Below are 21680 nucleotides of genomic sequence, written 5' to 3' on the forward strand. Positions count from 1 at the left end.
TGCCGAGGCTCCGTGCGCCCGCACGAGGGGATCGCCGACCCGGTCGGCTACGGGCTCGGCATTGCCGCGGAATGTGTGCGGCGGCCATCGTGGTGCCCGATCTGGTTCAGGTGAACCACGACCCCGAACGCATCCGCGCCGATTTCGATCTGGCGACGCTGCGTCCGCTGACCCTCCGCACACGCAGCGGTCCGGCGAATATGGTTGTCGCGCAGACATTCCCGATACACGACTGCACTGACCCATCACGTGCAGGCGGTCGCACGCCGTCACACTTCGGCCGTGTGGCTGGTCATGACGATATGACTATCGCGCACACCTGGCCCGGATGGGTCGCGACCGGCTTACTTTGGTTCCTCGCCCTCGAGTTCATGATGGGGGCGGTGACCAAGTTTTGGCCCGGGCCTACGTTTTTCGGGCCGCCGTACTCGGTCAAGTTCGTCGAGTGGGGTTGGCCCGCCTGGTTCCGGTTTGTCGTCGGCGGCATCGAGGGCGTTTGCGCGTTGCTGCTGGTGATCCCGTACCACGAGCCGCGATTCCTCGGTGCCGCGGTGCTGATACTTGTGCTGACTGGCGCTGTGGTCACCCACATCATCAATCACCACGGGCCCAAGGAAAGCCTTGCGGCGCCGGTGCATCTCGTCATCATGGTGATCATCGCTCTCGCCACCTGGCCGACTCATTGGATCGACGTGATTCGGCCCGGGCAGTGGTCGTAGCTGGGTGGGCGAGCTCTTGGACTGCGCTCGCCAACTCGTGAGATGTGACCCCCGGCGGGCAGCGCCACCCCCAAGAGTGACAAAGGGCAGGAACGACGGGGGCGATGCGGACGCCGACGGCGTGCCGCCGATCGGTGCCGGACCGGGACACCCCACTGGCGCTCAGTTCGTCGCGCCCGCGCCGGCGGCCGCCTCCTCGGGTGACAGTTCGATGGGCTCGAGATCACGGCCGGTGACGATCTCTCCGCAATGACTACAGATCAGTTGCGGATTCGCCAGTTCGCCGCAGGTGGTGTGCCGGACGCGGCGGTTCGGCAGGCCGGTGTGCAGGTGGGCGTGGCCCCACCGGGCCATGACGATCCACGCGGGGACGAGTTCCTGGGCGCTTTCGCTGAGCCGGTAGTCGTACCACTCCTTGTCCGGGCGGTAGCGGTGGCGCTCGAGCAGGCCGAGTTCGACCAGCGTGGACAGGCGGCTGGTCAGGGTGTTGGGGCCGATCCCCAGCTTGCGCTGCAGTGCGCCGAAGCGGTGTACACCCCAGTAGACCTCGCGCAGGATCGCGTTGTTCCATCGCTCGCCGAGGAGTGTGAACACCTCCTGGGCCGGGTGCGGTTCGGGATCGTCCTGCATATTCACAACGATACCTCACACTATTCTCATAGAAGTACTCCTAGACAGGCTGTACTTCTTAATTGATAGTAGTTGTAGGGCGTCGCGGCGGATCGCGAAGCGCCCCATTCCGATTCGGGAAAGGAGGAGCGGCGATGAGAGTGATGGTCGATCTGGCGCGATGCCAGAGTTACGGGCAGTGCGTGTTCGCCGCGCCGGAGGTCTTCGAGCTGACCGGCCAGGAGGTCCTGGAGTACGACAGTGCGCCCTCGCAGGAGTGGCGGCTGCATCTGGAGCGGGCCCGCGCCGCATGTCCGGTGCAGGCGATCGTGCTCGGGCCCGCGGCGGGTCCTGTCGACGGGGCCGGACATGACAACTGACGTGAAATCCTCAGGTGCGCAACGACTTTTCGGCAATCGCTCCGCGGGTACCGAACACGTGGTGATCGCCGGTGCGTCACTGGCCGGACTGCACGCGGCGGAAGCGTTGCGGGAGTACGGATTCGGCGGCCGGATCACACTCGTCGGCGCGGAGCCGCACCCGCCCTACGATCGGCCCGCGCTGTCGAAGCGAGTGCTGACCGGACGGCTGTCCGCCGACGACACCGGCCTGCCGCGATCGCGAGATCTCGACGCGCAGTGGCGACTCGGCGTCGCGGCGCAGGGGCTGGATCGGCAATCGCGGACGGTGCATCTGGCCGACAGCTCCTCGATCACATACGACAAACTCCTGATCGCCACCGGCGCCCGGGCCAGGTCCTGGCCGGATCCTGCCGAGGCAGCCCTTGATGGGGTGTTCGGCATCCGCACCAGCGACGACGCCCGAGCGCTCGCGGCCCGGCTCGCCGCGCGACCCCGGCGGGTGCTCGTGATCGGCTCGGGCTTCATCGGCTCGGAAACGGCATCGGTCTGCCGGGAGCTGGGTCTGGAGGTCACCGTCGTCGAGCGATCCCCGGCCCCGTTGACCGGTGCGCTGGGTGTTCCGGCCGGGATCGCGGCCGCGCGGCTGCAGCGCGCACACGGCGTGGACCTGCGCACCGGCACGTCTGTGCTGGCGCTGGAGGGTGACGACGCCGGACGGCTGTGCCGCGCTCTGCTCTCCGACGGCACCGCGCTGGACGTCGACATCGCGGTCGTCGCACTGGGCGCGATCCGCAACGTCGAATGGCTGGACGGCTCCGGTCTCGCAGTCAGCGACCTTGGCGCACACTGCGATTCGTTCTGCCGCGCGATCGATACGAACGGTGTCCCGGACGACGACGTCCTGGTCGCCGGTGACGTCGCCTGCTGGCCGCACCCGCTGTTCGACGAGGGCCCGCTGGCGGTGGAGCACTGGGACAACGCGATCCGGCAGGCCCGCATCGCGGCCGCGACGATGCTGCACGGTCCCGTCCGCGCGCACACCGCGCTACCGACGTTCTGGTCCAACCAATTCGGGGTGAATATCAAGGTGGTCGGCGTGCCGAGCCGGGCCGATCAGGTCGCGGTGGTGCAGGGGTCCGTCGAGGACGGGGCCTTCGTCGCCGCGTACGGCCGCGGTGGCCGGGTCGTCGGGGCGCTGGCGGTCGATACGCCCCGGGCGCTGGATGCCTATGCCGCGATGATCGCCGAGCGGGCGAGCTTCCCGCCCGTGCTCAACGCCGCTGACGGACCCGATCCCGTCCGCGTCCTTCAGCTGCGATCAGCAGATGAGGGCGGCAATTCCCTTGCCCTCCACTAAGTTTCCTTGCGGTAATTCGAGAAGGTGACACATGTCCGCACCGACGACATCACGAAACGATCTGTTCGCCCGGGTCCTGGATCCGGAGAGCCGTGCCAATCCCTATCCGCTCTATGCCGAGCTGCGCGAGGAACCGGTGTCCCAGCAGGCCGACGGCACCTGGGTAGTCAGCGGTTTCGACGAAATCAATGCGCTGCTACACGATCCGCGCATCAGCTCGGATATGGACAATGCCGCGCAGGCGTCGCCCAGGCAGGTCCGCAAGTCGCTGATCTTCCAGGATCCACCCAGCCACGATCGGCTGCGCCGCGCCGTCATGACCACCTTCACCCCGGCGCGCGTCGAATCGTTGCGCGCGGAGGTACACCATCTGATCGACCGCCTGCTCGATGCCGTCGGGTCCCGGACCCGCCTGGATCTGGTCGACGAGATCGCCTATCCCCTGCCGGTCAGCGTGATCTGCGCGCTATTGGGCATTCCCGAGCAGGACGAGGCGCGGTTCCACGTCTGGGCCGACACGCTGGCCCGCGGCCTGGACCTCGACCCGAGCATGTCCCAGGCCGAACTCGCGGCCATCGCGCAGGCGGCGGTCGAAATGGGCGGGTATCTGGAGGGTTTGGTCGCCCAGCGCGCCGATGATCCGGGGGCCGACCTGATCTCGGGCTTGCTCGCGGGCGGCGATCGCAGTGCTCCATTGATCGGCGAGGAGCTGGTCACCACCACCCGGCTGCTGCTGATCGCCGGACATGAGACGACGGTCAACCTCATCACCAACGGAATGCTCACCCTGCTGCGCCATCCGGACATCCTGGCGCGCTTCCGGGGCGAGCCCGAGCTGGTGGTGCCGATGATCGAGGAGCTGGTGCGCTACGAGCCGTCGGTGCAGTTCCGGCACCGGGCGGCCCTGGCGGACATCGAGATCGGCGGCCGGACCATTCCCCGCGGCGCGACCGTGGTGCTGCTGTTCGCGGCGGGCAGTCGCGATCCGCGCCGCTTCACCGATCCGGAGCGGTTCATACCCGACCGAATTCCCAACGAGCACTTCGGTTTCGGCGGCGGGATCCATTACTGCATAGGCGCGCCGCTGGCCCGGATGGAGGCGCAGATCGTGCTTCCGGAACTGGTGCGTCGGCTGGACAATCCGCGCCTGGTCGCCGACCCGCCGCCGTACCGGCCCACCGCATCGCTGCGGGGTCCTCGTCACCTGTGGCTCGACGTCGATCGCATTCTGCCCTGACAACCTGGATCTCGGTCGAGGCACCGGGACGGTAGGGCCCTCGGTCCCTGGAACCGGGGCTCTGCCGTCGTACCCGCCCACCGCGTCGCTGTGCGGGCATGCGGACCTGTGGCTCGAGGTCGAGCGAACCCCGTCCTGACGATCGGCAGCTCGGATCGAGGGCAACTGGGGGCGGCCCGTTCGCCGCGGGCCGAGCCGCCCCCAGCTGGTGTTTCACGAATCCTGTTCGAATGCAAGCGATTATCCTCGATACCGTGTACCGGGTTGGTTCGATACTCGTCGGTGTGCTGGAGTTGTCCCGTGTCGTTGGATTTTCTGGTGGGGCTGGTCCGGCAGGCCGCGCATGCGGGCCTGCCCATCTCGGGGGCCTCGGATCCGGCGGAGCTGGAGTATCTGGCCGCGCTCGCTGCCGCGCCGAACGTGAAGCTCATCGGTGAGATCGGCTTCAATGCCGGATTTTCGAGCCACGCGTTCCTGACGGCGAATCCCGATGTGATGGTGTGCTCGTTCGACATCGCGGAGCACGTGTACGTGAGCGAGGCGAAGCAGCACATCGATCAGACCTTCCCCGGCAGGCACACGCTGATCGTCGGCAACTCGATGGATACCGTGCCGACCTTCCGGAAACTCAACCCGCACTTGACATTCGATCTGATCTTCATCGACGGCGGCCACACCTACGATCTCGCGATCCGCGACCTGGCCAACATGCGAGCCTTCGCGGGACCGGACACGGTGCTGGTCATGGACGACATCACCCCGTGGCACGAGTGGGGAGTGGGACCGACGCTGGCGTGGCAGCAGGCGGTGGCCGGGGGATACGTCGTGCAGGAGGAACTGATCAAGGACGGTGTTGCGGTCACGGAGATCGAGCCGCCGGGGCGCCGCAGTTGGGTCATGGGGCACTACTCGCATGGGACGGAATCACCTGTGCGCCCGCAGTTTTCGGCGTCGAGCCCTGCAGCACAGGCGAACGGTGAGCAGGCCGCGGGGTAATTTCGTCATCGCGACACCGCCCGCCGAATTCGATCCCGCCACCAGGTTTCGTCCGCCGTCTCAACACACCACAGATGTCGCCTCGCCAGAATTTGTGAGCCGCGCGCCCCGGGGGAATGCACAGTAGGTCGGCAGCGAGCAGGTCACTGGGTCATCGGGACCGGCGGACCCGCCCGCCGATCTCGATCCGCCCGCCTGACAGCGGCTTCGCCACGATTTGCGAGCCCCGCCCCTGCGTGATGGTGAGTGGGCGGCCGAGGTCCGCGGTGAGAATTATCGCCGCCGCTCCCGTCGCCTCGTCCTCGTCGATGCCGTCACCGCGCCCGGGAAATGCCCGGGCCCGCACCGTGCCCGCGACCTCGTCTTCCCAGGCCCAGGCGTAGATCCACTCTCCTGGCGGCGGCACCTCGAGCGCATCCACCTCGGCGGCGGACCCGAATCGGCGCAGCGTGCGCGGTGGCGCCCACTCGGATTGCGCTGTGATCCAGCTGAATTCGCCGTCCCGGCGAGCGGTGACCCGGCCCGCGCGGGTGCCGAGCTCGTCCACTCCGAGCAGCCACGCGGTGCCCACGCACGGATGCCCGGCGAAGGTCATGCGCACCGAGGGCGTCCAGATATCGATCTCGCCAGCGTCCACATCGTCGACGAACACCGTCTCGCTGAACCCCAGCCGCCGCGCGAACTCCAGCCGCTCATCGTCCGCGACGGTCGCGCCGTCGCGTACCACGCCGAGCTGATTCCCGAACCGCCCGTCGGGCCCGCAGAAGACCCGAACCACCTCATAATCGACCACCCCGAACAGTTAACCCTGCCGGTCCCCTGGTGCATCGGGCTGCCGTGCGGTTCGGCGGTCTACACCGTCTTATAGCTCGTCGCTGAAGTAGAGACCGCTCATCGCCGATGCGGGGGCCACCGCCGTCGCTAGGGTCTCGTCCTATGGCCTTGCTAGTGCACCTGACACCGGAGAAGAACGCCCGGCGAATCCGCCGTGCGGGCATTGCCGCGAGTGGCTCTCGGAAGGGAGTGTTCTGTATGCCGGTGATGCCGTCTTATGTGCTGTCACACCAATGGTTGCGCGAGCTGCGTCGCGGCGGGCAGCGGCTGATCGTCGCGGTGGATTTCCGGATACGCGATGACGAAAGGGTTCTCGTCGGACACTACTCGGCAGGCCAGGTGGAAATGCGTGTGGCCGAGGCTGTTTCGGTCATTCTCCACGCCGAGGACGCGCGCGGGTACGAGATCCTGGTACCTCGCGCGATCGCACCCGCTGAACTGCATCGGGTTCGGCATGTACGGCAGGTCACCGGGTGGCGGTATCGCCCGAACGCACACGGTCAGCGGCCCTGTGCGTGTCCGGTGTGCTTGGGACGCGGCGAATTCAAGGCCGCCGACCTTCGTCGCAGGTTCGCCACAGAACCCCCGGAGCTAACGAAGCCTCAACTGCTGGCCCGATTGCACAACCCGGACTGCGACGACGATCTGATCGACGCACTCTGCGGCTTGGGTCGCAAGAGCCGTGGCGACGTCGCCGACGTCGCACCTTTCGTCGACCACCCCAACCCGGATGTCCGTTACGTTCTCGCATTGGCGCTGCGCAGCTACCGCGGTGGCGAGGCTCGCCGGCTCCTCGTTCGCCTGGCCGCAGATACCGATCCCGATGTGCGTGACGTGGCGACGTGACCGGTGTGGGGGAGCTGGCTGCTACCGTCCGGGTCCCGGCGGAAGTTGGCGCGCGCCACGGTATTCCAGTTCAGTGTCACCGGGGCGGGGGGTGAGGGCGTTCAGGCGGTCCGAGGCAGACAGGCTGTTGTGCTCGCCGGTTCTCCGGGACAGGGCAGAGTGTTGTGCGGCGTGGGGGGCGGCGTCGATGACGGTGTTGCCGTGGGCGGGATTCCCCGGGACGCCCAGTTCCGTCGAGTCGACGGTGACCTTGCGGTTGCGGCGGAGGGTGAAGGTGATCTCCTCGGATTCCTCGAAGACCTGCCGGACCGTGCGGAGGGGACTGGTGGCGGTGTCGATGGCCGTGTCGATCGCGTCGGTGACGAACGAGGGGACCAGGGGGCGGATCCAGCGGGCCGCGGTGTCGGTGAAGGGGACCGTGCCGATGATCGGGAGTTCCAGTCCGCCAGCCTTTTTCGCGGGTTCCAGTGTGCCCGGAGTGGCGGGGGCCAGGGCGTTCGAGGTCCGGGTTGCGGGGAGATTCGACGGTACGGACACGGTGCCCTCCTGGGTGTGGTCGGCCGGGTTGGCGGCCGGAAGTTCGGCCAGCGCCTCGAATTCCGCGACGGCGCGGCGCTGGGGTGCGGTGACACCGATCTCGACGCCGCCGATCGCGGCGATGATGCGGCGGCGCTGTTGCTCGCGATCGATGACGGTGTCGGCGTGCACGGCCAGGCGGGCGGCGGCCAATTCCTGGTCGGTGCGCAGTATTTCGGCCTCGGCGCGGGCCTGCGCCTGCCGGACGGCGATCGCGGCGGTGGCGTCTCGCTCGGCGCGATCGGCGGCGGCGTGCGCGAATAGCTTTCGGTCCAGAGTGGTTTCGCCGCGCCAGCGGCGCAGCAGCAGCGGCAGCAGGGCCAGGGCCACAGCGATCAGGATGGTCGCCAGCCGCAGCGCCAGGGCGCCGGGGTGGGACAGGGTGTAGTCGTTCAGCGTGACCCAGCGCGCGCCCAGGCCGCGGTCGCCGGTCCGAAACGCGGTGGTGCGGGCCTGATCCAGCGCCTGCTGGTCCCTGGTGACGGCGTCATCGAGCGGCTGGACGCGGGCCTGCGCGGCGGCCAGCCGGGCGCGGGCGTCGTCGAGCATGCTGTTGTCGGTCTGGGTCTCCGGACCGCGGCCCGGCACGCCGGTGATCTTGTCCTGCGGGCAGGCCGGGGTCGGGTTGTATTCGCAGCGGGCGATGATCAGCGCCTGATCGATGTCCGTCTGTGCGGCGGTAATCGTGCCGCCGAGAGCCTGGCGGTCGGACTGCGCCCGATCCAGCGCGGCGCGGGCATTGACCACAGCCGGCGCGGAATCGGCGGCGCGGCGCGAGGTCTCGTCGAGCTGACGGTCGACCGTGCCGCCCAGCAGCACGGTGCTCGCGAGCTCGGCGACCACGATTCCCGCCACGGCGGCGATCGCGACCCGGCCGATCGTCCCGCGATCCCACCGGGCGCGCGATCCGTCGTGGGTATCGGGCAGCGGCGCGGTCGCCAGCGCGCGGCCGACGGCTCCGAGCAGGAGCGCGGTGATCAGCGCCGCGAGGATGACCAGCAGGGCGGGCCAGTGCCCGGCCGCGCTCGCGAGCGTGACGACCACGCCGCCGATCACGGCGAACAGCAGCACGACCGCGCCGGTGATCGCATAGCTCGAGCGCTCGTGGCGCTCGGCGGCATCGGAACTCGCGCCGCCGAGCCAGGTCAGCAGATGCTCCGCGCGCGTACGCAATGCCCGGCCGAGTTCGTGGCGGCCGATCCAGATGCGGGATGCGCGGGTGGCCGCGGAGATCCGGGCGCCGGAAGTCCTGGTCCCTTCGCCGGTCGTCGCCGAGCCCCCGGCGCCGGAAGCGCGCGTCCCGCCACCGGATGCCGCGAAGGCCCCGGCGCCGCCGCCGACTGCGGACTGGTCCTCGCGGTCGGCGCCTGCCGCCGGGTAGGTCGAATCGGACGGTTCATGGGCGGTCATGGGAGCTCACATCCTCTGTGTCCCAAGCGTTTTCGCGGCTCGGCGAAACCCTCGAGTGTGTCTGTCACGCCCGCGCGTGGACTGATTCGGCCCCCAGGGTGACAGCGTGGCTCACTGCGCACAACCCCAGCCACGCGCTCGAGATTCAGACTGACAGGCTGACCCCGGATCTACCGAGTGTGGGACAAAGGATGTGGTCAGCCTCACACGCGGCCTCGGTCCGCCCGCCCCGGATGCCAACGTGTGCGGGCGCGACGATTCCTGGTGCGGCTGCGCCATGCCGTGCCCTTCGGCGTGAATGCGCTTCAGACCGGTGCCGCTGTCGGCGTCTCCGGCCAGCGGCACGCCGTAGCTCTGCCCAAATATCAAATACAGGTGAGGTTTGCCCATAGTCGGACGCCGAGTGTCGATGCTCTCGTCTCCTGCCCCCGCACTCACGGGCAACGTGGCTTCGGTCCGCACCCTTGATGTTGCGGGTATGCGAGCGGAAACCGCAGGTTGCGGCCGGGTGTGCGGCGATCACAGGGGTGCATTTGGGGCCGGTCCCTCGCGAATCTCTGGGCCATTGGCGATGATTGGCGTCGGACACGGCCTTACCATTCGGAAACATGCCGCGTCCTCACACGGGCAGGACGGGAGGATCGAAAGTGCGTATATCCGCGCTTGTATTGGCGGCCACGGCCGTCTTCGGGGCGATGTCGGTGGAGGTGGCGCCAATGACGATCGACGGGATGGCTCCGGTCGCGCAGGCTCAGGCGCCTGCGGATGTGCAGGCTCCGGCGGGTCTGGATTCACTGGTGGCGCTGGTGCTGCAGCGGCTCAACACCGCGGACGCCGTGATCGCGGCCAAGTGGGTGGGCGCGCGCGGGCAGGCTCCGGCGGTCGATGATCCGGCGCGCGAGCGCGAGGTCTACGACTCCATGGGGCGTGCCGGCGCCGAGCTGGGGCTGCCGCAGCCGTGGGTGCGGCAGGTGTTCTTCGGTCAGATCGAGGCCAACAAGATGGTGCAGCGCGGACTCATCGCGCGCTGGCGCTTCGACCCGGCGGCCGCGCCGGTGGCTTCTCCGAACTTGGCCGCGGTCCGTCCGCTGATCGACCGGGCGAACGACGGCATCGTGCGACAGCTGGCGCTGCACCGCGCCGAACTCAGCGGTCCGGGGTGCGCGCCGCGCCTGTCGGCCAGCGTGTTCGCGATCTTCGGCGGGGGAAGGTCCGACGGACTGCACGAGGCGGCGCTAGTCCGGGCAGCCGCCGCGCTCTGCGCCTGAGTCTGGTCACCTCACTCCCGGCGCCCCGGCGCCCCGGCGACCGGAGCCCCGGCGACCGGAGCCCCGCACTGGTGACGCTTTCGGCACCTCATGCGGCCGATCGATGCGGCTGGCCTTCTTTGCTGCATGTTCCGCGGTGGGCGAAATGTGTGAGATAGTGCACAGTCGATTGTTTGCTGAAAGTGTGCTATGGCGCAACTGGATGAACAAGTCCGTACGGTCTGAACGTTGCTCTGGCTCGATGTTTCCATGTCCGGAAGGTCTCGATCGTGTGTCCGGAAAGTTAGCCGCCTTACAGGCGGTTTGTCCGGTCCGTGGGCGGGGAATTCCTGATCGGTGCAGGTTAGAGGGCATCTAGCAGCTTATGTACACGCCGCGCGGTCACGGACCCGTGGTTCCGGGCAACAGTGGGATACACGACTGAGCGATCGCCAATCTCTGCTTTACACTGGAGAACGCGCAGGTAGTGGAGGACCGATGGAGAAGCCCAGGTAGGCGCCGTAATTAGGAGAGCCTGAGTTGGTTGGGCCACGGTCCTGACTTATCGTTTGCTCTTACGCCGGGTACGAAATGCCCGGCTATATCGCCCAATTCGGTCACGAGCCGATGGTCATAACGACGTTCGGCAGGGACCTCTCCGCCTGACGGGCGAACCTTGGCGCCACGTGTACGGAACATGCTAGGGCACCGCTACCGCCGAGCACCCGACGATGAAACCAGACGCGGGTGGACAACTGGAGAGTTGACTGCACGGGACGACCATCAGCGCCGCTGGTCTGACGAAAACCCTCCGGGCGCAGTCTGACGGAGGCGTTCGACGAAGGCCATATTTCATCGAAGGCCTGATTTTGAAGGCAGAGGCATGACGCAACTTCCTGGCCATAGGTCACCTGGACCCATCGGGCTCTACGACCCGGCGAACGAACACGACGCCTGCGGCGTCGCGTTCGTCGTCGACATGCACGGCCGACGCAGCCGCGACATCGTCGACAAGGCAATTACGGCATTGCTGAACCTGGAGCACCGCGGTGCCGCGGGCGCCGAGCCGAACAGCGGCGACGGCGCGGGCATCCTGATCCAGCTCCCGGACACATTCTTCCGCGCGGTCCTCGCCGAGGAGAACGCCGGTTTCGAGCTGCCCGCCGAGGGCGCGTACGCCTCGGGTATCGCCTTCCTGCCGCAGGCCCGCCGCGAGGCCGCCCGCGCCTGCTACGTCGTGGAGAAGATCGTCAAGGAAGAGGGCCTGGCCGTCCTGGGCTGGCGCGAGGTTCCGATCGACGAGTCCTCCCTGGGCGCCCTGGCCCGCGACGCCATGCCGACGTTCCGTCAGATCTTCATCGCCTCGCCGAAGAACGGCGACGAGCAGCTGACCGGCATGGATCTGGATCGCCGCGCCTACGTGGTGCGCAAGCGGATCGAGCACGAGCTCGGCAAGTCCGGTCCCGGGGAAGGCGCGGTCGGCCGCGAGACCGTGTACTTCCCGAGCCTGTCGGCGCAGACCTTCGTCTACAAGGGCATGTTCACCACCCCGCAGCTGCGGGCGTTCTACCTCGACCTGCAGGACGACCGGGTGGATTCCGCGCTGGGCATCGTGCACTCGCGCTTCTCCACGAACACCTTCCCGTCCTGGCCGCTGGCCCACCCGTACCGCCGCGTCGCGCACAACGGTGAGATCAACACCGTCACCGGCAACGAGAACTGGATGCGCGCCCGCGAGGCGCTGCTCAACTCCGACGTCTTCGGCCGCGACGACCAGGGCCGCAACCGGCTCGAGAAGATCTTCCCGGTCTGCACCCCCGGCGCGTCGGACACCGCCCGCTTCGACGAGGTCCTCGAGCTGCTGCACCTGGGCGGGCGCAGCCTGCCGCACGCGGTGCTGATGATGATCCCCGAGGCGTGGGAGCGGCAGGAGTCCATGGACCCCGCCCGGCGCGCCTTCTACCGCTACCACTCCTTCCTGATGGAGGCGTGGGACGGCCCGGCCTCGGTGTGCTTCACCGACGGCACTGTGGTCGGCGCGGTGCTCGACCGCAACGGTCTGCGCCCCTCGCGCGTGTGGGTCACCGACGACGGCCTGGTCGTCATGGCCTCGGAGGTCGGTGTGCTCGACATCGAGCCGTCGAAGATCGTCCGCAAGGTCCGCCTGCAGCCCGGCCGCATGTTCCTGGTCGACACCTCGCAGGGCCGCATCATCGGCGACGACGAGATCAAGACCCAGCTCGCCACCGAGCACCCGTACCAGGAATGGCTGGACGGCGACCCCGAGCACACCGGCCCGATCAAGCTCTCCGACCTGCCCGACCGCCCGCATCAGCACATGGTGCACGACCGGGTGAAGATCCGGCAGCAGATCTTCGGATACAGCATCGAGGATCTGAACCTGCTGATCTCGCCGATGGCCACCACCGGCGGCGAGGCCCTGGGCTCGATGGGCACCGACACCCCGATCGCGGTGCTCTCGGCGCGCCCGCGGCTGCTGTTCGACTACTTCTCCCAGCTGTTCGCGCAGGTCACCAACCCGCCGCTGGACGCCATCCGCGAGGAGGTCGTCACCAGCCTGCGCAGCATGATCGGCCCAGAGGGCGATCTGCTGCACCCCAGCGCGGAGTCCTGTCGCCAGATCACGCTGACCCAGCCGATTCTGGACAACGACGAGCTGTCCAAGCTCGTCCACATCAACGACGACGGTTCCCGCCCCGAGCTGCGCTCGGTGGTCGTGCACGGCCTGTACCCGGTGAAGAAGGGTGGCAAGGGCCTGCGCAAGGCGCTCGAGGCCATCAACGACCAGGTGTCGGCCGCGATCGACGGCGGCGCGCGGATCATCGTGCTGTCGGACCGCGAGTCCAACGAGAAGCTGGCGCCGATCCCGTCGCTGCTGCTCACCGCCTCGGTGCACCACCACCTGGTGCGCGAGCGCACCCGCACCAAGGTCGGTCTGGTCGTGGAGGCCGGTGACGCCCGCGAGGTGCACCACATGGCCCTGCTGGTCGGCTTCGGCGCGGCCGCGATCAACCCGTACATGGTCTTCGAGTCGATCGAGGACATGATCGAGCGCGGCGCGCTGCAGATGCCCGGCAGCACCGGCGTGATCTGCGACGACTACGACGCGGCGGTCCGCAACTACAACAAGGCGGCCGGCAAGGGCGTGCTGAAGGTGATGTCCAAGATGGGCATCTCCACCATCGCCTCCTACCGGGGCGCGCAGCTGTTCCAGGTCCTCGGCCTGTCGCAGGAGCTGTGCGACCGCTACTTCACCGGCCTGCGCTCGCCGCTGGACGGCATCGGCCTGGACGAGATCGCCGGCGAGGTCGCCGCGCGGCACCGGATCGCGTTCCTGGAGAACCACAATGAGCGCGCGCACCGCGAGCTCGAGATCGGTGGCGAGTACCAGTGGCGTCGCGAGGGCGAGTACCACCTGTTCAACCCGGACACGGTGTTCAAGCTGCAGCACGCCACCCGCACCGGCCAGTACAAGATCTTCAAGGAATACACCAAGCTGGTCGACGACCAGTCCGAGCGGCTGGCCTCGCTGCGCGGGCTGTTCAAGTTCCGCGGCGACGAGCGCAATCCGATCCCGATCGACCTGGTCGAATCGGCCAGCGAGATCGTCAAGCGGTTCTCCACCGGCGCGATGAGCTACGGCTCGATCTCGGCCGAGGCGCACGAGACCCTCGCCATCGCGATGAACCGCCTCGGCGGGCGCTCCAACTCGGGTGAGGGCGGCGAGTCGCCCTCGCGCTTCGAGCCGGAGGAGAGCGGCGACTGGCGGCGCAGCGCGATCAAGCAGGTGGCCTCGGGCCGCTTCGGCGTGACCGCGCACTACCTGACCAACTGCACCGACATCCAGATCAAGATGGCCCAGGGCGCCAAGCCCGGCGAGGGCGGTCAGCTGCCCGCGCACAAGGTGTACCCGTGGGTCGCCGAGGTGCGGCACTCGACACCGGGCGTCGGGCTGATCTCGCCGCCGCCGCACCACGACATCTACTCGATCGAGGATCTGGCCCAGCTGATCCACGACCTGAAGAACGCGAACCCGCAGGCGCGGATTCACGTGAAACTTGTTGCCGAGCCGGGCGTCGGCACCGTCGCCGCGGGTGTGTCCAAGGCGCACGCCGACGTGGTGCTGATCTCCGGCCACGACGGCGGCACCGGCGCCTCGCCGCTGACCTCGCTCAAGCATGCGGGCGGTCCCTGGGAGCTCGGCCTGGCCGAGACCCAGCAGACGCTGCTGCTCAACGGCCTGCGCGACCGGATCGTGGTGCAGGTCGACGGTCAGATGAAGACCGGCCGCGACGTCATGATCGCCGCGCTGCTCGGCGCCGAGGAGTACGGCTTCGCCACCGCGCCGCTGGTGGTCTCGGGCTGCGTCATGATGCGCGTCTGCCACCTGGACACCTGCCCGGTGGGCGTGGCGACGCAGAACCCGGTGCTGCGCGAGCGGTTCACGGGCAAGCCGGAATTCGTCGAGAACTTCATGCTGTTCATCGCGGAGGAGGTGCGCGAACTCCTGGCCTCGCTGGGCTTCCGCACGCTCGACGAGGCCATCGGCCGGGTCGACCTGCTCGACACCACCAAGGCCAAGGAGCACTGGAAGGCCGCGAAGCTGGACCTGTCGCCGATCCTGGACGACGTCGAGACCGCGTTCATGTACCAGGACCGCCGCAACACCAAGGGCCAGGACCACGGGCTGGACAAGGCGCTGGACAACCAGCTCATCGCCGAGTCGGCCGACGCCCTCGAGCGCGGCAAGCCGGTCAAGTTCGAAACGAAGATCACGAACGTCAACCGGACCGTCGGCACCATGCTGGGCCACGAGGTGACCAAGCTGTACGGCGGCGCGGGCCTGCCCGACGACACCATCGACATCACCTTCACCGGCTCGGCGGGCAACAGCTTCGGCGCGTTCGTCCCCGCGGGCATCACGCTGCGGGTGTTCGGCGATGCGAACGACTATGTGGGCAAGGGCCTTTCGGGCGGTCACATCGTCGTGCGGCCGTCGCTCAACGCGTCGGAGGCCTTCGTCGCGGAGCAGAACATCATCGCGGGCAACGTGATCCTGTTCGGCGCCACCAGCGGCGAGGTGTTCATCCGCGGCGTGGTCGGCGAGCGGTTCGCGGTGCGCAACTCCGGCGCCACGGCGGTGGTCGAGGGCGTGGGTGACCACGGCTGCGAGTACATGACCGGCGGCAAGGTCGTCATCCTCGGCGAGACCGGGCGCAACTTCGGCGCGGGCATGTCCGGCGGCGTGGCGTACCTGTACAACCCGAACGGGACCTTCGAGAAGAATGTCTCGCCCGAGCAGGCCGAGGAGGTCGAGCCGCTGTCCGGTGACGACTTCACCTGGCTGCACGACATCGTGGCCCGCCACCGCGACGCGACGGGTTCGGCCGTGGCCGAGCGCATCCTGAGCGACTGGTCGCAGCAGGTGACGCACTTCGTGAAGGTCATGCCGCGCGACTACAAGAAGGTGCTGCTGGCGATCTCGGAGGCCGAGAAGTCGGGCCGGGATGTCGACGAAGCCATCATGGAGGCTGCGCGTGGGTAAGGCAGTCAGCGCGTTTGTGATGTCGACGAAGCGCTGTGACATATCAAGGCCGCGCGTGGGTAGGGCAGTGGTCGCGTCTGGAATGTCGACGAGGCGCTGTGACATATCAAAGAGTCAGATTTTGTTCGATCGTGCGCAGACACCGATGACTGACGCGCGACGCACCGGAACTGTTGGGTGCGCCGAGCTGGCGCGTACGTCGGGAGTCGAAAATGGGTGACGCACAGGGCTTCCTGAAGCACACCAAGCGGGAGCTGCCGACCCGGCGGCCGGTGCCGCTGCGGTTGATGGACTGGAAAGAGGTCTACGAGGAGAGTTTCTCGCACGAGACCCTGCGCAAACAGGCCAGCCGCTGCATGGACTGCGGCATTCCCTTCTGCCACAACGGGTGCCCGCTGGGGAATCTGATTCCCGAGTGGAACGACCTGGTCTACAAGGGCCAGTGGCGCGAGGGCATCGACCGCCTGCACGCGACCAACAACTTCCCGGAGTTCACCGGGCGGCTGTGCCCCGCGCCGTGCGAGGCGTCGTGCGTGCTGGGCATCAACCAGGATGCGGTGACGATCAAGCAGGTCGAGGTCGAGCTCATCGAGAACGCCTTCGACGAGGGCTGGGTGACCCCGCTCTACCCGACCCGCCTGACCGGCAAGAAGATTGCCGTGGTGGGTTCGGGCCCGGCCGGTCTTGCCGCGGCGCAGCAGCTCACGCGTGCCGGTCACACCGTGACGGTCTTCGAGCGCGACGACCGCATCGGCGGCCTGCTGCGCTACGGCATCCCGGAATTCAAGATGGAGAAGCGCTTCATCGACCGCCGCCTGGCGCAGATGGAGGCCGAGGGCACCATCTTCAAGGCCGGCGTGAACGTGGGTGTCGACATCACCGCCGCCGAGCTGCGCGAGCGGTTCGACGCGGTGGTGCTGGCCGGCGGCGCGACGATCGCGCGCGATCTGCCGGTGCCGGGCCGGGACCTGGACGGCATCCATCAGGCGATGGAGTTCCTGCCGCTGTCCAACCGGGTGCAGCTGGGCGATGACATCGCCGACGCGGACGGCCTGCCGCCGATCCACGCCAAGGGCAAGAAGGTCGTCATCATCGGCGGCGGCGACACCGGCGCGGACTGCCTGGGCACCTCGCACCGGCAGGGCGCGGCCAGCGTGCACCAGTTCGAGATCATGCCGCGTCCGCCGGAGGAGCGTGCCTCCTCCACGCCGTGGCCGACCTACCCCCTCATGTTCCGGGTGTCCTCGGCGCACGAGGAGGGCGGCGAGCGCGTCTACTCGGTCAACACCGAGCGCTTCATCGGCGAAGACGGCAAGGTCACCGGGTTGCAGGCGCACGAGGTGAGCATGGTGAACGGCCGCTTCGAGAAGGTCGAGGGCACCGACTTCACCCTCGAGGCCGATCTGGTGCTGCTGGCCATGGGCTTCGTCGGCCCGCAGAAGCCGGGTCTGCTCGAGGATCTCGGCGTCGGCTACGACCAGCGCGGCAACGTCAAGCGGGACAACGGCTTCCAGACCACCGTCCCGGGCGTCTTCGCCGCGGGCGACATGGGCCGCGGCCAGTCGCTGATCGTGTGGGCCATCGCCGAGGGCCGCGCGGCCGCGGCGTCGGTGGACGCGTACCTCGAGGGCGAGTCGGCGCTGCCGTCGCCGATCCTGCCCTCGGCGGTCCCGCAGCGCTGAGAAGTGTTCGAGCGCGCCGACTTCCTCACCGGCGCGCGCGGATACCGTTGATCCACAGAAGCGCCCGCGAACCTCGTGTTCGCGGGCGCTTCGGGATTTGCCGGGCCGCCGGGGGACGAATCGGATTTCCGACGGGTTTCGGACGCTGAATGGCACAGAAGCGTTTCGCCACCTATTCTTGATCACGGTGCGATGACGATGTGGACACGCGGTCTGTTTCTGTGCCCTGGTGGGCGCTGAAAGTTTGTTCGCCCCCGGTTAACCAGACTGCAATCCGGCTATCGCACCATTGGTCGAATCACTCGGGATTGCCCGTCGCCTGGGCAGGTTGGAACTGGAGCGGTATGCGGTTGAGAAGGGTTGTCGCGGCTGCGGCCGCGGTTGCACTGACGGCGGGGTTGTCCGGTGTGATGTTCGGGAGCGGTTCCGCGGCTGCGGATCCCGGTTGCCCGAGCCTCTACGTGGTCGCGATCCCGGGTACCTGGGAGACCGGTCCGGACAAGCACGAGGGCATGCACAACCCCGGCATGCTCGCCGGCGTGACGGGCAATCTGCCGAGCAATACCCGGGTCGACTACGTCTCGTATCCGGCCACCGCCTTCCCCTGGGAGGGCGATGTCTACGGCAAGTCCAAGCGGATCGCCGCCCAGAACGCGAGCGGCATGATCAAGGCGATGGCCGCGCGCTGCGGTGCCACCAAGATCGCGATCGTGGGCTACAGCCAGGGCGCCGACGCCGCGGGTGATGTCGCCGCACAGATCGGCACCGGCCTGGGTGTGGTTTCGCCGACTCGCGTCTCCGGTGTCGGCCTGATCTCCGATCCCGAGCGCTCGCCGACCGATATCCAGGTCGGTCCGCTCGCCGGTGGCGCGGGCGCCGAGGGGCCCCGTCCGGGTGGCTTCGGATTCCTGACCCCCGTGGTTCGGACCATCTGCGATCCCCAGGATCTGTACTGCTCCACCAACTCCGACGACTTCGTCACCCGCTTCGCCGGTTTCCTCGCGGGCGCCTCGGATCCGAATCCGGTCAACATGTGGCGTTACCAGCTCGAGGCCGGTTCGATCGTCGGCGATCTGATGTCCCACGGCGGCATCGGAACTTTGCAGTCCCAGCTCAGCGACAACGCGAACAAGCAGCGGGCCAAGCAGCTCGAGAAGTTCTACGGGTCCGGGGCGCACACCTCGTACGGCAACTACCACGTGGGCGGCGGGGCCACCGCCACCTCGTGGATGCACGGCTGGCTCGCCGGTATGGCGTGAGATAGCTACCGACGGCGACAGTTATCCCGAACACGCGACGAGGGCCACTCCGTACGGAGTGGCCCTCGTCGTCTGTTGCCTAGCCCGCCGAACCGGTGGACGGCATGAACCCGCCACCCGGGAAGCCCGGGAACTGCGGGCCGGGGTTCTGCTGCCACTGACCGTGGTCGCGATCGTGGTCGTGATCGCGGTCGTGGTGCCAGCCCTGGTTGTTGTTCCAGTTGGGGCCCTGGTTGTTCCAGTCGATCTGGGTCGCGCTGGGGGTGTCGGCGAAGGCGGGGACCGCGACGGCGGCCACGGGAACGGCGGCGATGGCGCCGGCCACGGCGATGCGGCTCACGATCCGGCGGGTGCGAGAGGTCTTGGTCGTGGAGAACAAGGGCTTACCTTTCGGTGCAGGGGCCGCCCGGCCGGGCGGTGTTGCCACCTCCTCGGTGGCGCTGGATTTCATTCAAGTAGCCCTCGCTAGGTATCGGTTGGGACCAGGCTGGCAATCGGCTGGGATACCGGGGACGGCTCAGCCGAGTTCGGTCAGGGCCGGGGCGAGCTCGAGGTATTGCTCTATTCCCGTTGCGAAGTCACTGCCGATCGGCAGCAACAGCGTGACGTGATCCGAGCCGGCCGCGAGGTGCTCGCGTACCTTGGCCGCGATCGCCTCCGGTCCGCCGTAGCCGTAGCTTGCCTCGACCAGCCGATCGCTCACCGCACCCGGCCGCTCGTCCGGGTACCCGAGCCGAGTGAGCGCCGCGGCTATGGTTGGGCGGGCGAGGTAGCCCGACAGTGCCTCCCGCGCAGCCTGCCGGGCTCGGTCGGGATCCGTGTCGGGGATGATGGACAGCCCAGTGACCAGCAGCTTGTCCGGTCCTAGTGCCTCGCGGGCCGAGGCGGTGAATTCGGGTGGGAGCATGGCGGGCATCGCCCCGTCCGCGACCTCGCCGGACAGCGCGAGCATCTTCGGGCCGAGCGCGGCGATGAGCCGGGGGTAGCGCACGTCGGGGGCCAGAAACCGCTGCGGGCCGTCCATCCGTGCGACGTAGTCGCGCATCGTGGTCAGAGGGCTGCCGAACGACCGCCCGACGGCCGCGGCCTGCTCGGGGTAACCGACGCCGAGGCCGAGGACGAATCGCCCGGGATACGCCTGGGCCAGCACCGCCGCCGCGGCGTGTGCCGTCTCGGGCTCGCGCACCCAGACGTTGGCGATGAAGGTGCCGAATGCCATCCGTCCGGTGGCCGCCAGAAGCACCGACAGCTGGGCGAGGGCGTCCTTGCCCGGCACCTCGTTGGTCCAGGCGGCGCGATAGCCGGCGGCCTCGAGCCGGCGAACCGCATCGCGCTGCAGGTCGAGCGGCGGCGGCGCGGCAAAGTTGATCGGAAGCGCGACCCCGACCGGGCCGATCGCCGCGCGGGCCGCTTCGACGACGGTGGCATCCATGAGACTCTCCTAGTTGGCGTTGTGCGGTCGTTGTCGGCCCGCAGTTCCACTGTGCTGCGGGGTTGGGATCGCAATCCAATGAATCTTTCGCAAGAGGCATCTCGATTTGCGCAACACCGCAGTTCAGGGCCATTCGATCGGATGCGGCCCGGCCGGACGGCGGCCTATCCTGACGGTATGCCCGACGCCGCATTGCCACCGGCCGACCTCGATCTGCGGCTGGTGCGATGCTTCGTCGTGCTGGCCGAGCAGCGGCACTTCGGTCGCGCCGCGGAGGTGTTGCATCTGACCCAGTCCTCGCTCAGCAGGCAGCTGGATCGACTCGAACAGCAGGTGGGCGCGCGGCTGCTGGACCGCGGTCCGCGCGGCAGCAGGCTGACCGAGGCGGGCGAGACCTTCCTACCGCTCGCGCACGAGGTGCTGCACTCGACAGCCGTGGCGGCCGCGCGCGTCCGGGCCGTGGCCGAACCCAGCCGCATCACGGTCGGATTCACCGCCTCGAACATCATCATCACGCCGGCCGTACGCGAGTTGCGGCACCGATATCCCGACGCCGAGGTGTCCACCCGGCATGTGCACTGGAGCGAGACGCACTCGGCCCTGCGCGAGCATCGGGTGGACGTCGTCGTCACGCGGCTGCCGTTCCCGACCGACGGGCTGCTGGTGGCGGTGCTCTACGACGAGCCGCGGGTCCTACTGGTCCCCAGCGACCACCGGCTGGTCGGCAAGGAGTCGATCACCCTCGACGATATTGCCGACGAGCCGATGCCCCTGGGCGCGGATCCGATCTGGAATGCGTTCTGGCGGGTCGACCCCCGGCCCGACGGCCGCCCGGCGCCCGGTGGGCCCCCCATTACCGCCGTGGAGGACAAGATCGAGCTCGTTGCCGGGGGACAGGCCGTGGCGATCATCCCGGCCGATCCGGGGTTGCTCGGTATGACCTGCGTGCGACCCGGCCTCACCACGATCCCGCTGGAGGGCGTCGAGCCGAGCCACGTGGTGGTGGCCACGCGCGCCGACGACCGCAGCCGCCTGGTCGCGGCCTTCCGCAGATTCGCCCAGACGCACATCACCCGTCCGGGCGAATAACGAAGGGCCACTCCCGAAGTCGGGGAGTGGCCCTTCGTTGGCTCGGCGGCCGTGTCGTCGGCGGTCACCGAGGTGGTGGTAATTAACCAGCGGAGCCGGAGTCGATGTCAGGCATGCCCCAGCCCGGGTTCCAGCCGCCGCCCCAGCCGGGGTTCCAGCCGCCGCCCCAACCCGGGTTCCAGCCGTGGTGGTGCCAGCCGCCGTCATGGTCCCAGCCGTGGTGCCAGCCACCGTCGTGGTCCCCGCCGTGGTTGAACCAGTCACCGCCGTGGTCGTGCCAGTCGACCGGGGTCGCCGACGGCGCGGAAGTGGTGTCGGCAAGGGCCGGACCGGCGACCGCCGCAAGCGGAACCACCGCGAGCGCGCCCGCGACGGCGATGCGCGCGACCAGGCGCCGGGATCCTGTTGACTTCCTCGTGGAGAACAACGAAATGCCTTTCTCTGGAGAGCATGAACCAC

General features: G+C 68.4%; 17 protein-coding genes. 11 read left to right on the forward strand and 6 right to left on the reverse strand.

Annotation, left to right across the window (positions count from 1 at the left end; all coding sequences use genetic code 11):
* Nucleotides 1-89: 89 nt before the first annotated feature.
* Complete coding sequence (locus tag KO481_RS42650) at nucleotides 90-719, forward strand: DoxX family protein (RefSeq protein ID WP_215915044.1); 630 nt, start codon at nucleotides 90-92, stop codon at nucleotides 717-719.
* Nucleotides 720-881: 162 nt separating this feature from the next.
* Here KO481_RS42650 and KO481_RS01155 read toward each other — a convergent pair whose 3' ends face one another.
* Nucleotides 882-1349 (reverse strand): winged helix-turn-helix transcriptional regulator, encoded by a 468-nt coding sequence (locus tag KO481_RS01155; protein ID WP_215915045.1) that lies wholly within the window; start codon nucleotides 1347-1349, stop codon nucleotides 882-884.
* A gap of 134 nt (nucleotides 1350-1483) precedes the next feature.
* Here KO481_RS01155 and KO481_RS01160 point away from each other — a divergent pair, with 134 nt between their 5' ends.
* The 4 genes from KO481_RS01160 to KO481_RS01175 all read left to right on the forward strand — a co-directional run bounded on the left by KO481_RS01160 (nucleotide 1484) and on the right by KO481_RS01175 (nucleotide 5280).
* Nucleotides 1484-1708, forward strand: coding sequence for a ferredoxin (locus KO481_RS01160; protein WP_215915046.1), 225 nt, complete (start codon nucleotides 1484-1486; stop codon nucleotides 1706-1708).
* Entirely contained in the window at nucleotides 1698-3047 is a 1350-nt protein-coding gene (locus KO481_RS01165) for an NAD(P)/FAD-dependent oxidoreductase (protein WP_215915047.1), read from the forward strand. The genes KO481_RS01160 and KO481_RS01165 overlap by 11 nt, the downstream gene beginning before the upstream one ends.
* Before the next feature lie 31 nt (nucleotides 3048-3078).
* On the forward strand, nucleotides 3079-4284 hold the full coding sequence (locus KO481_RS01170) for a cytochrome P450 (RefSeq protein ID WP_215915048.1): 1206 nt from the start codon (nucleotides 3079-3081) through the stop codon (nucleotides 4282-4284).
* A gap of 300 nt (nucleotides 4285-4584) precedes the next feature.
* A complete protein-coding gene (locus KO481_RS01175; RefSeq protein WP_215915049.1) occupies nucleotides 4585-5280 on the forward strand; it encodes a class I SAM-dependent methyltransferase in 696 nt (231 codons plus the stop codon).
* A gap of 151 nt (nucleotides 5281-5431) precedes the next feature.
* Here KO481_RS01175 and KO481_RS01180 read toward each other — a convergent pair whose 3' ends face one another.
* Nucleotides 5432-6073, reverse strand: coding sequence for a PhzF family phenazine biosynthesis protein (locus tag KO481_RS01180; protein WP_215915050.1), 642 nt, complete (start codon nucleotides 6071-6073; stop codon nucleotides 5432-5434).
* A gap of 239 nt (nucleotides 6074-6312) precedes the next feature.
* Here KO481_RS01180 and KO481_RS01185 point away from each other — a divergent pair, with 239 nt between their 5' ends.
* A complete protein-coding gene (locus tag KO481_RS01185; RefSeq protein WP_215915051.1) occupies nucleotides 6313-6960 on the forward strand; it encodes a HEAT repeat domain-containing protein in 648 nt (215 codons plus the stop codon).
* 21 nt (nucleotides 6961-6981) lie between these two features.
* Here the strand turns inward: KO481_RS01185 and KO481_RS01190 are convergent, their stop codons facing one another.
* A complete protein-coding gene (locus KO481_RS01190) occupies nucleotides 6982-8946 on the reverse strand; it encodes a DUF4407 domain-containing protein (RefSeq protein WP_215915052.1) in 1965 nt (654 codons plus the stop codon).
* A 716-nt stretch (nucleotides 8947-9662) separates the two neighbouring features.
* On the opposite strand from KO481_RS01190, the gene aroQ reads away from it, so the two are divergent.
* The 4 genes from aroQ to KO481_RS01210 all read left to right on the forward strand — a co-directional run bounded on the left by aroQ (nucleotide 9663) and on the right by KO481_RS01210 (nucleotide 18700).
* Entirely contained in the window at nucleotides 9663-10214 is a 552-nt protein-coding gene (gene aroQ, locus KO481_RS01195; RefSeq protein WP_215915053.1) for a gamma subclass chorismate mutase AroQ, read from the forward strand.
* Nucleotides 10215-11076: 862 nt separating this feature from the next.
* A complete protein-coding gene (gene gltB, locus KO481_RS01200; protein WP_215915054.1) occupies nucleotides 11077-15759 on the forward strand; it encodes a glutamate synthase large subunit in 4683 nt (1560 codons plus the stop codon).
* A gap of 212 nt (nucleotides 15760-15971) precedes the next feature.
* Entirely contained in the window at nucleotides 15972-17441 is a 1470-nt protein-coding gene (locus tag KO481_RS01205) for a glutamate synthase subunit beta (protein WP_215915055.1), read from the forward strand.
* Between the two features lie 344 nt (nucleotides 17442-17785).
* On the forward strand, nucleotides 17786-18700 hold the full coding sequence (locus KO481_RS01210) for a cutinase family protein (protein WP_215915056.1): 915 nt from the start codon (nucleotides 17786-17788) through the stop codon (nucleotides 18698-18700).
* Nucleotides 18701-18779: 79 nt separating this feature from the next.
* On the opposite strand, the gene KO481_RS01215 is transcribed toward KO481_RS01210, so the two are convergent.
* Nucleotides 18780-19151, reverse strand: coding sequence for a hypothetical protein (locus KO481_RS01215; protein ID WP_245400216.1), 372 nt, complete (start codon nucleotides 19149-19151; stop codon nucleotides 18780-18782).
* A gap of 66 nt (nucleotides 19152-19217) precedes the next feature.
* The gene (locus tag KO481_RS01220) at nucleotides 19218-20132 is read right to left on the reverse strand and encodes a TIGR03620 family F420-dependent LLM class oxidoreductase (RefSeq protein ID WP_215915057.1); all 915 of its coding nucleotides are present in this window, start codon (nucleotides 20130-20132) and stop codon (nucleotides 19218-19220) included.
* Nucleotides 20133-20309: 177 nt separating this feature from the next.
* On the opposite strand from KO481_RS01220, the gene KO481_RS01225 reads away from it, so the two are divergent.
* Nucleotides 20310-21221, forward strand: a complete 912-nt coding sequence (locus KO481_RS01225) for a LysR family transcriptional regulator (protein WP_215915058.1) — start codon at nucleotides 20310-20312, stop codon at nucleotides 21219-21221.
* Between the two features lie 82 nt (nucleotides 21222-21303).
* Here the strand turns inward: KO481_RS01225 and KO481_RS01230 are convergent, their stop codons facing one another.
* A complete protein-coding gene (locus KO481_RS01230; protein WP_215915059.1) occupies nucleotides 21304-21648 on the reverse strand; it encodes a hypothetical protein in 345 nt (114 codons plus the stop codon).
* Nucleotides 21649-21680 lie beyond the last annotated feature (32 nt).

Source organism: Nocardia albiluteola, from assembly GCF_018860155.1.
Classification (GTDB): Bacteria; Actinomycetota; Actinomycetes; order Mycobacteriales; family Mycobacteriaceae; genus Nocardia; species Nocardia albiluteola.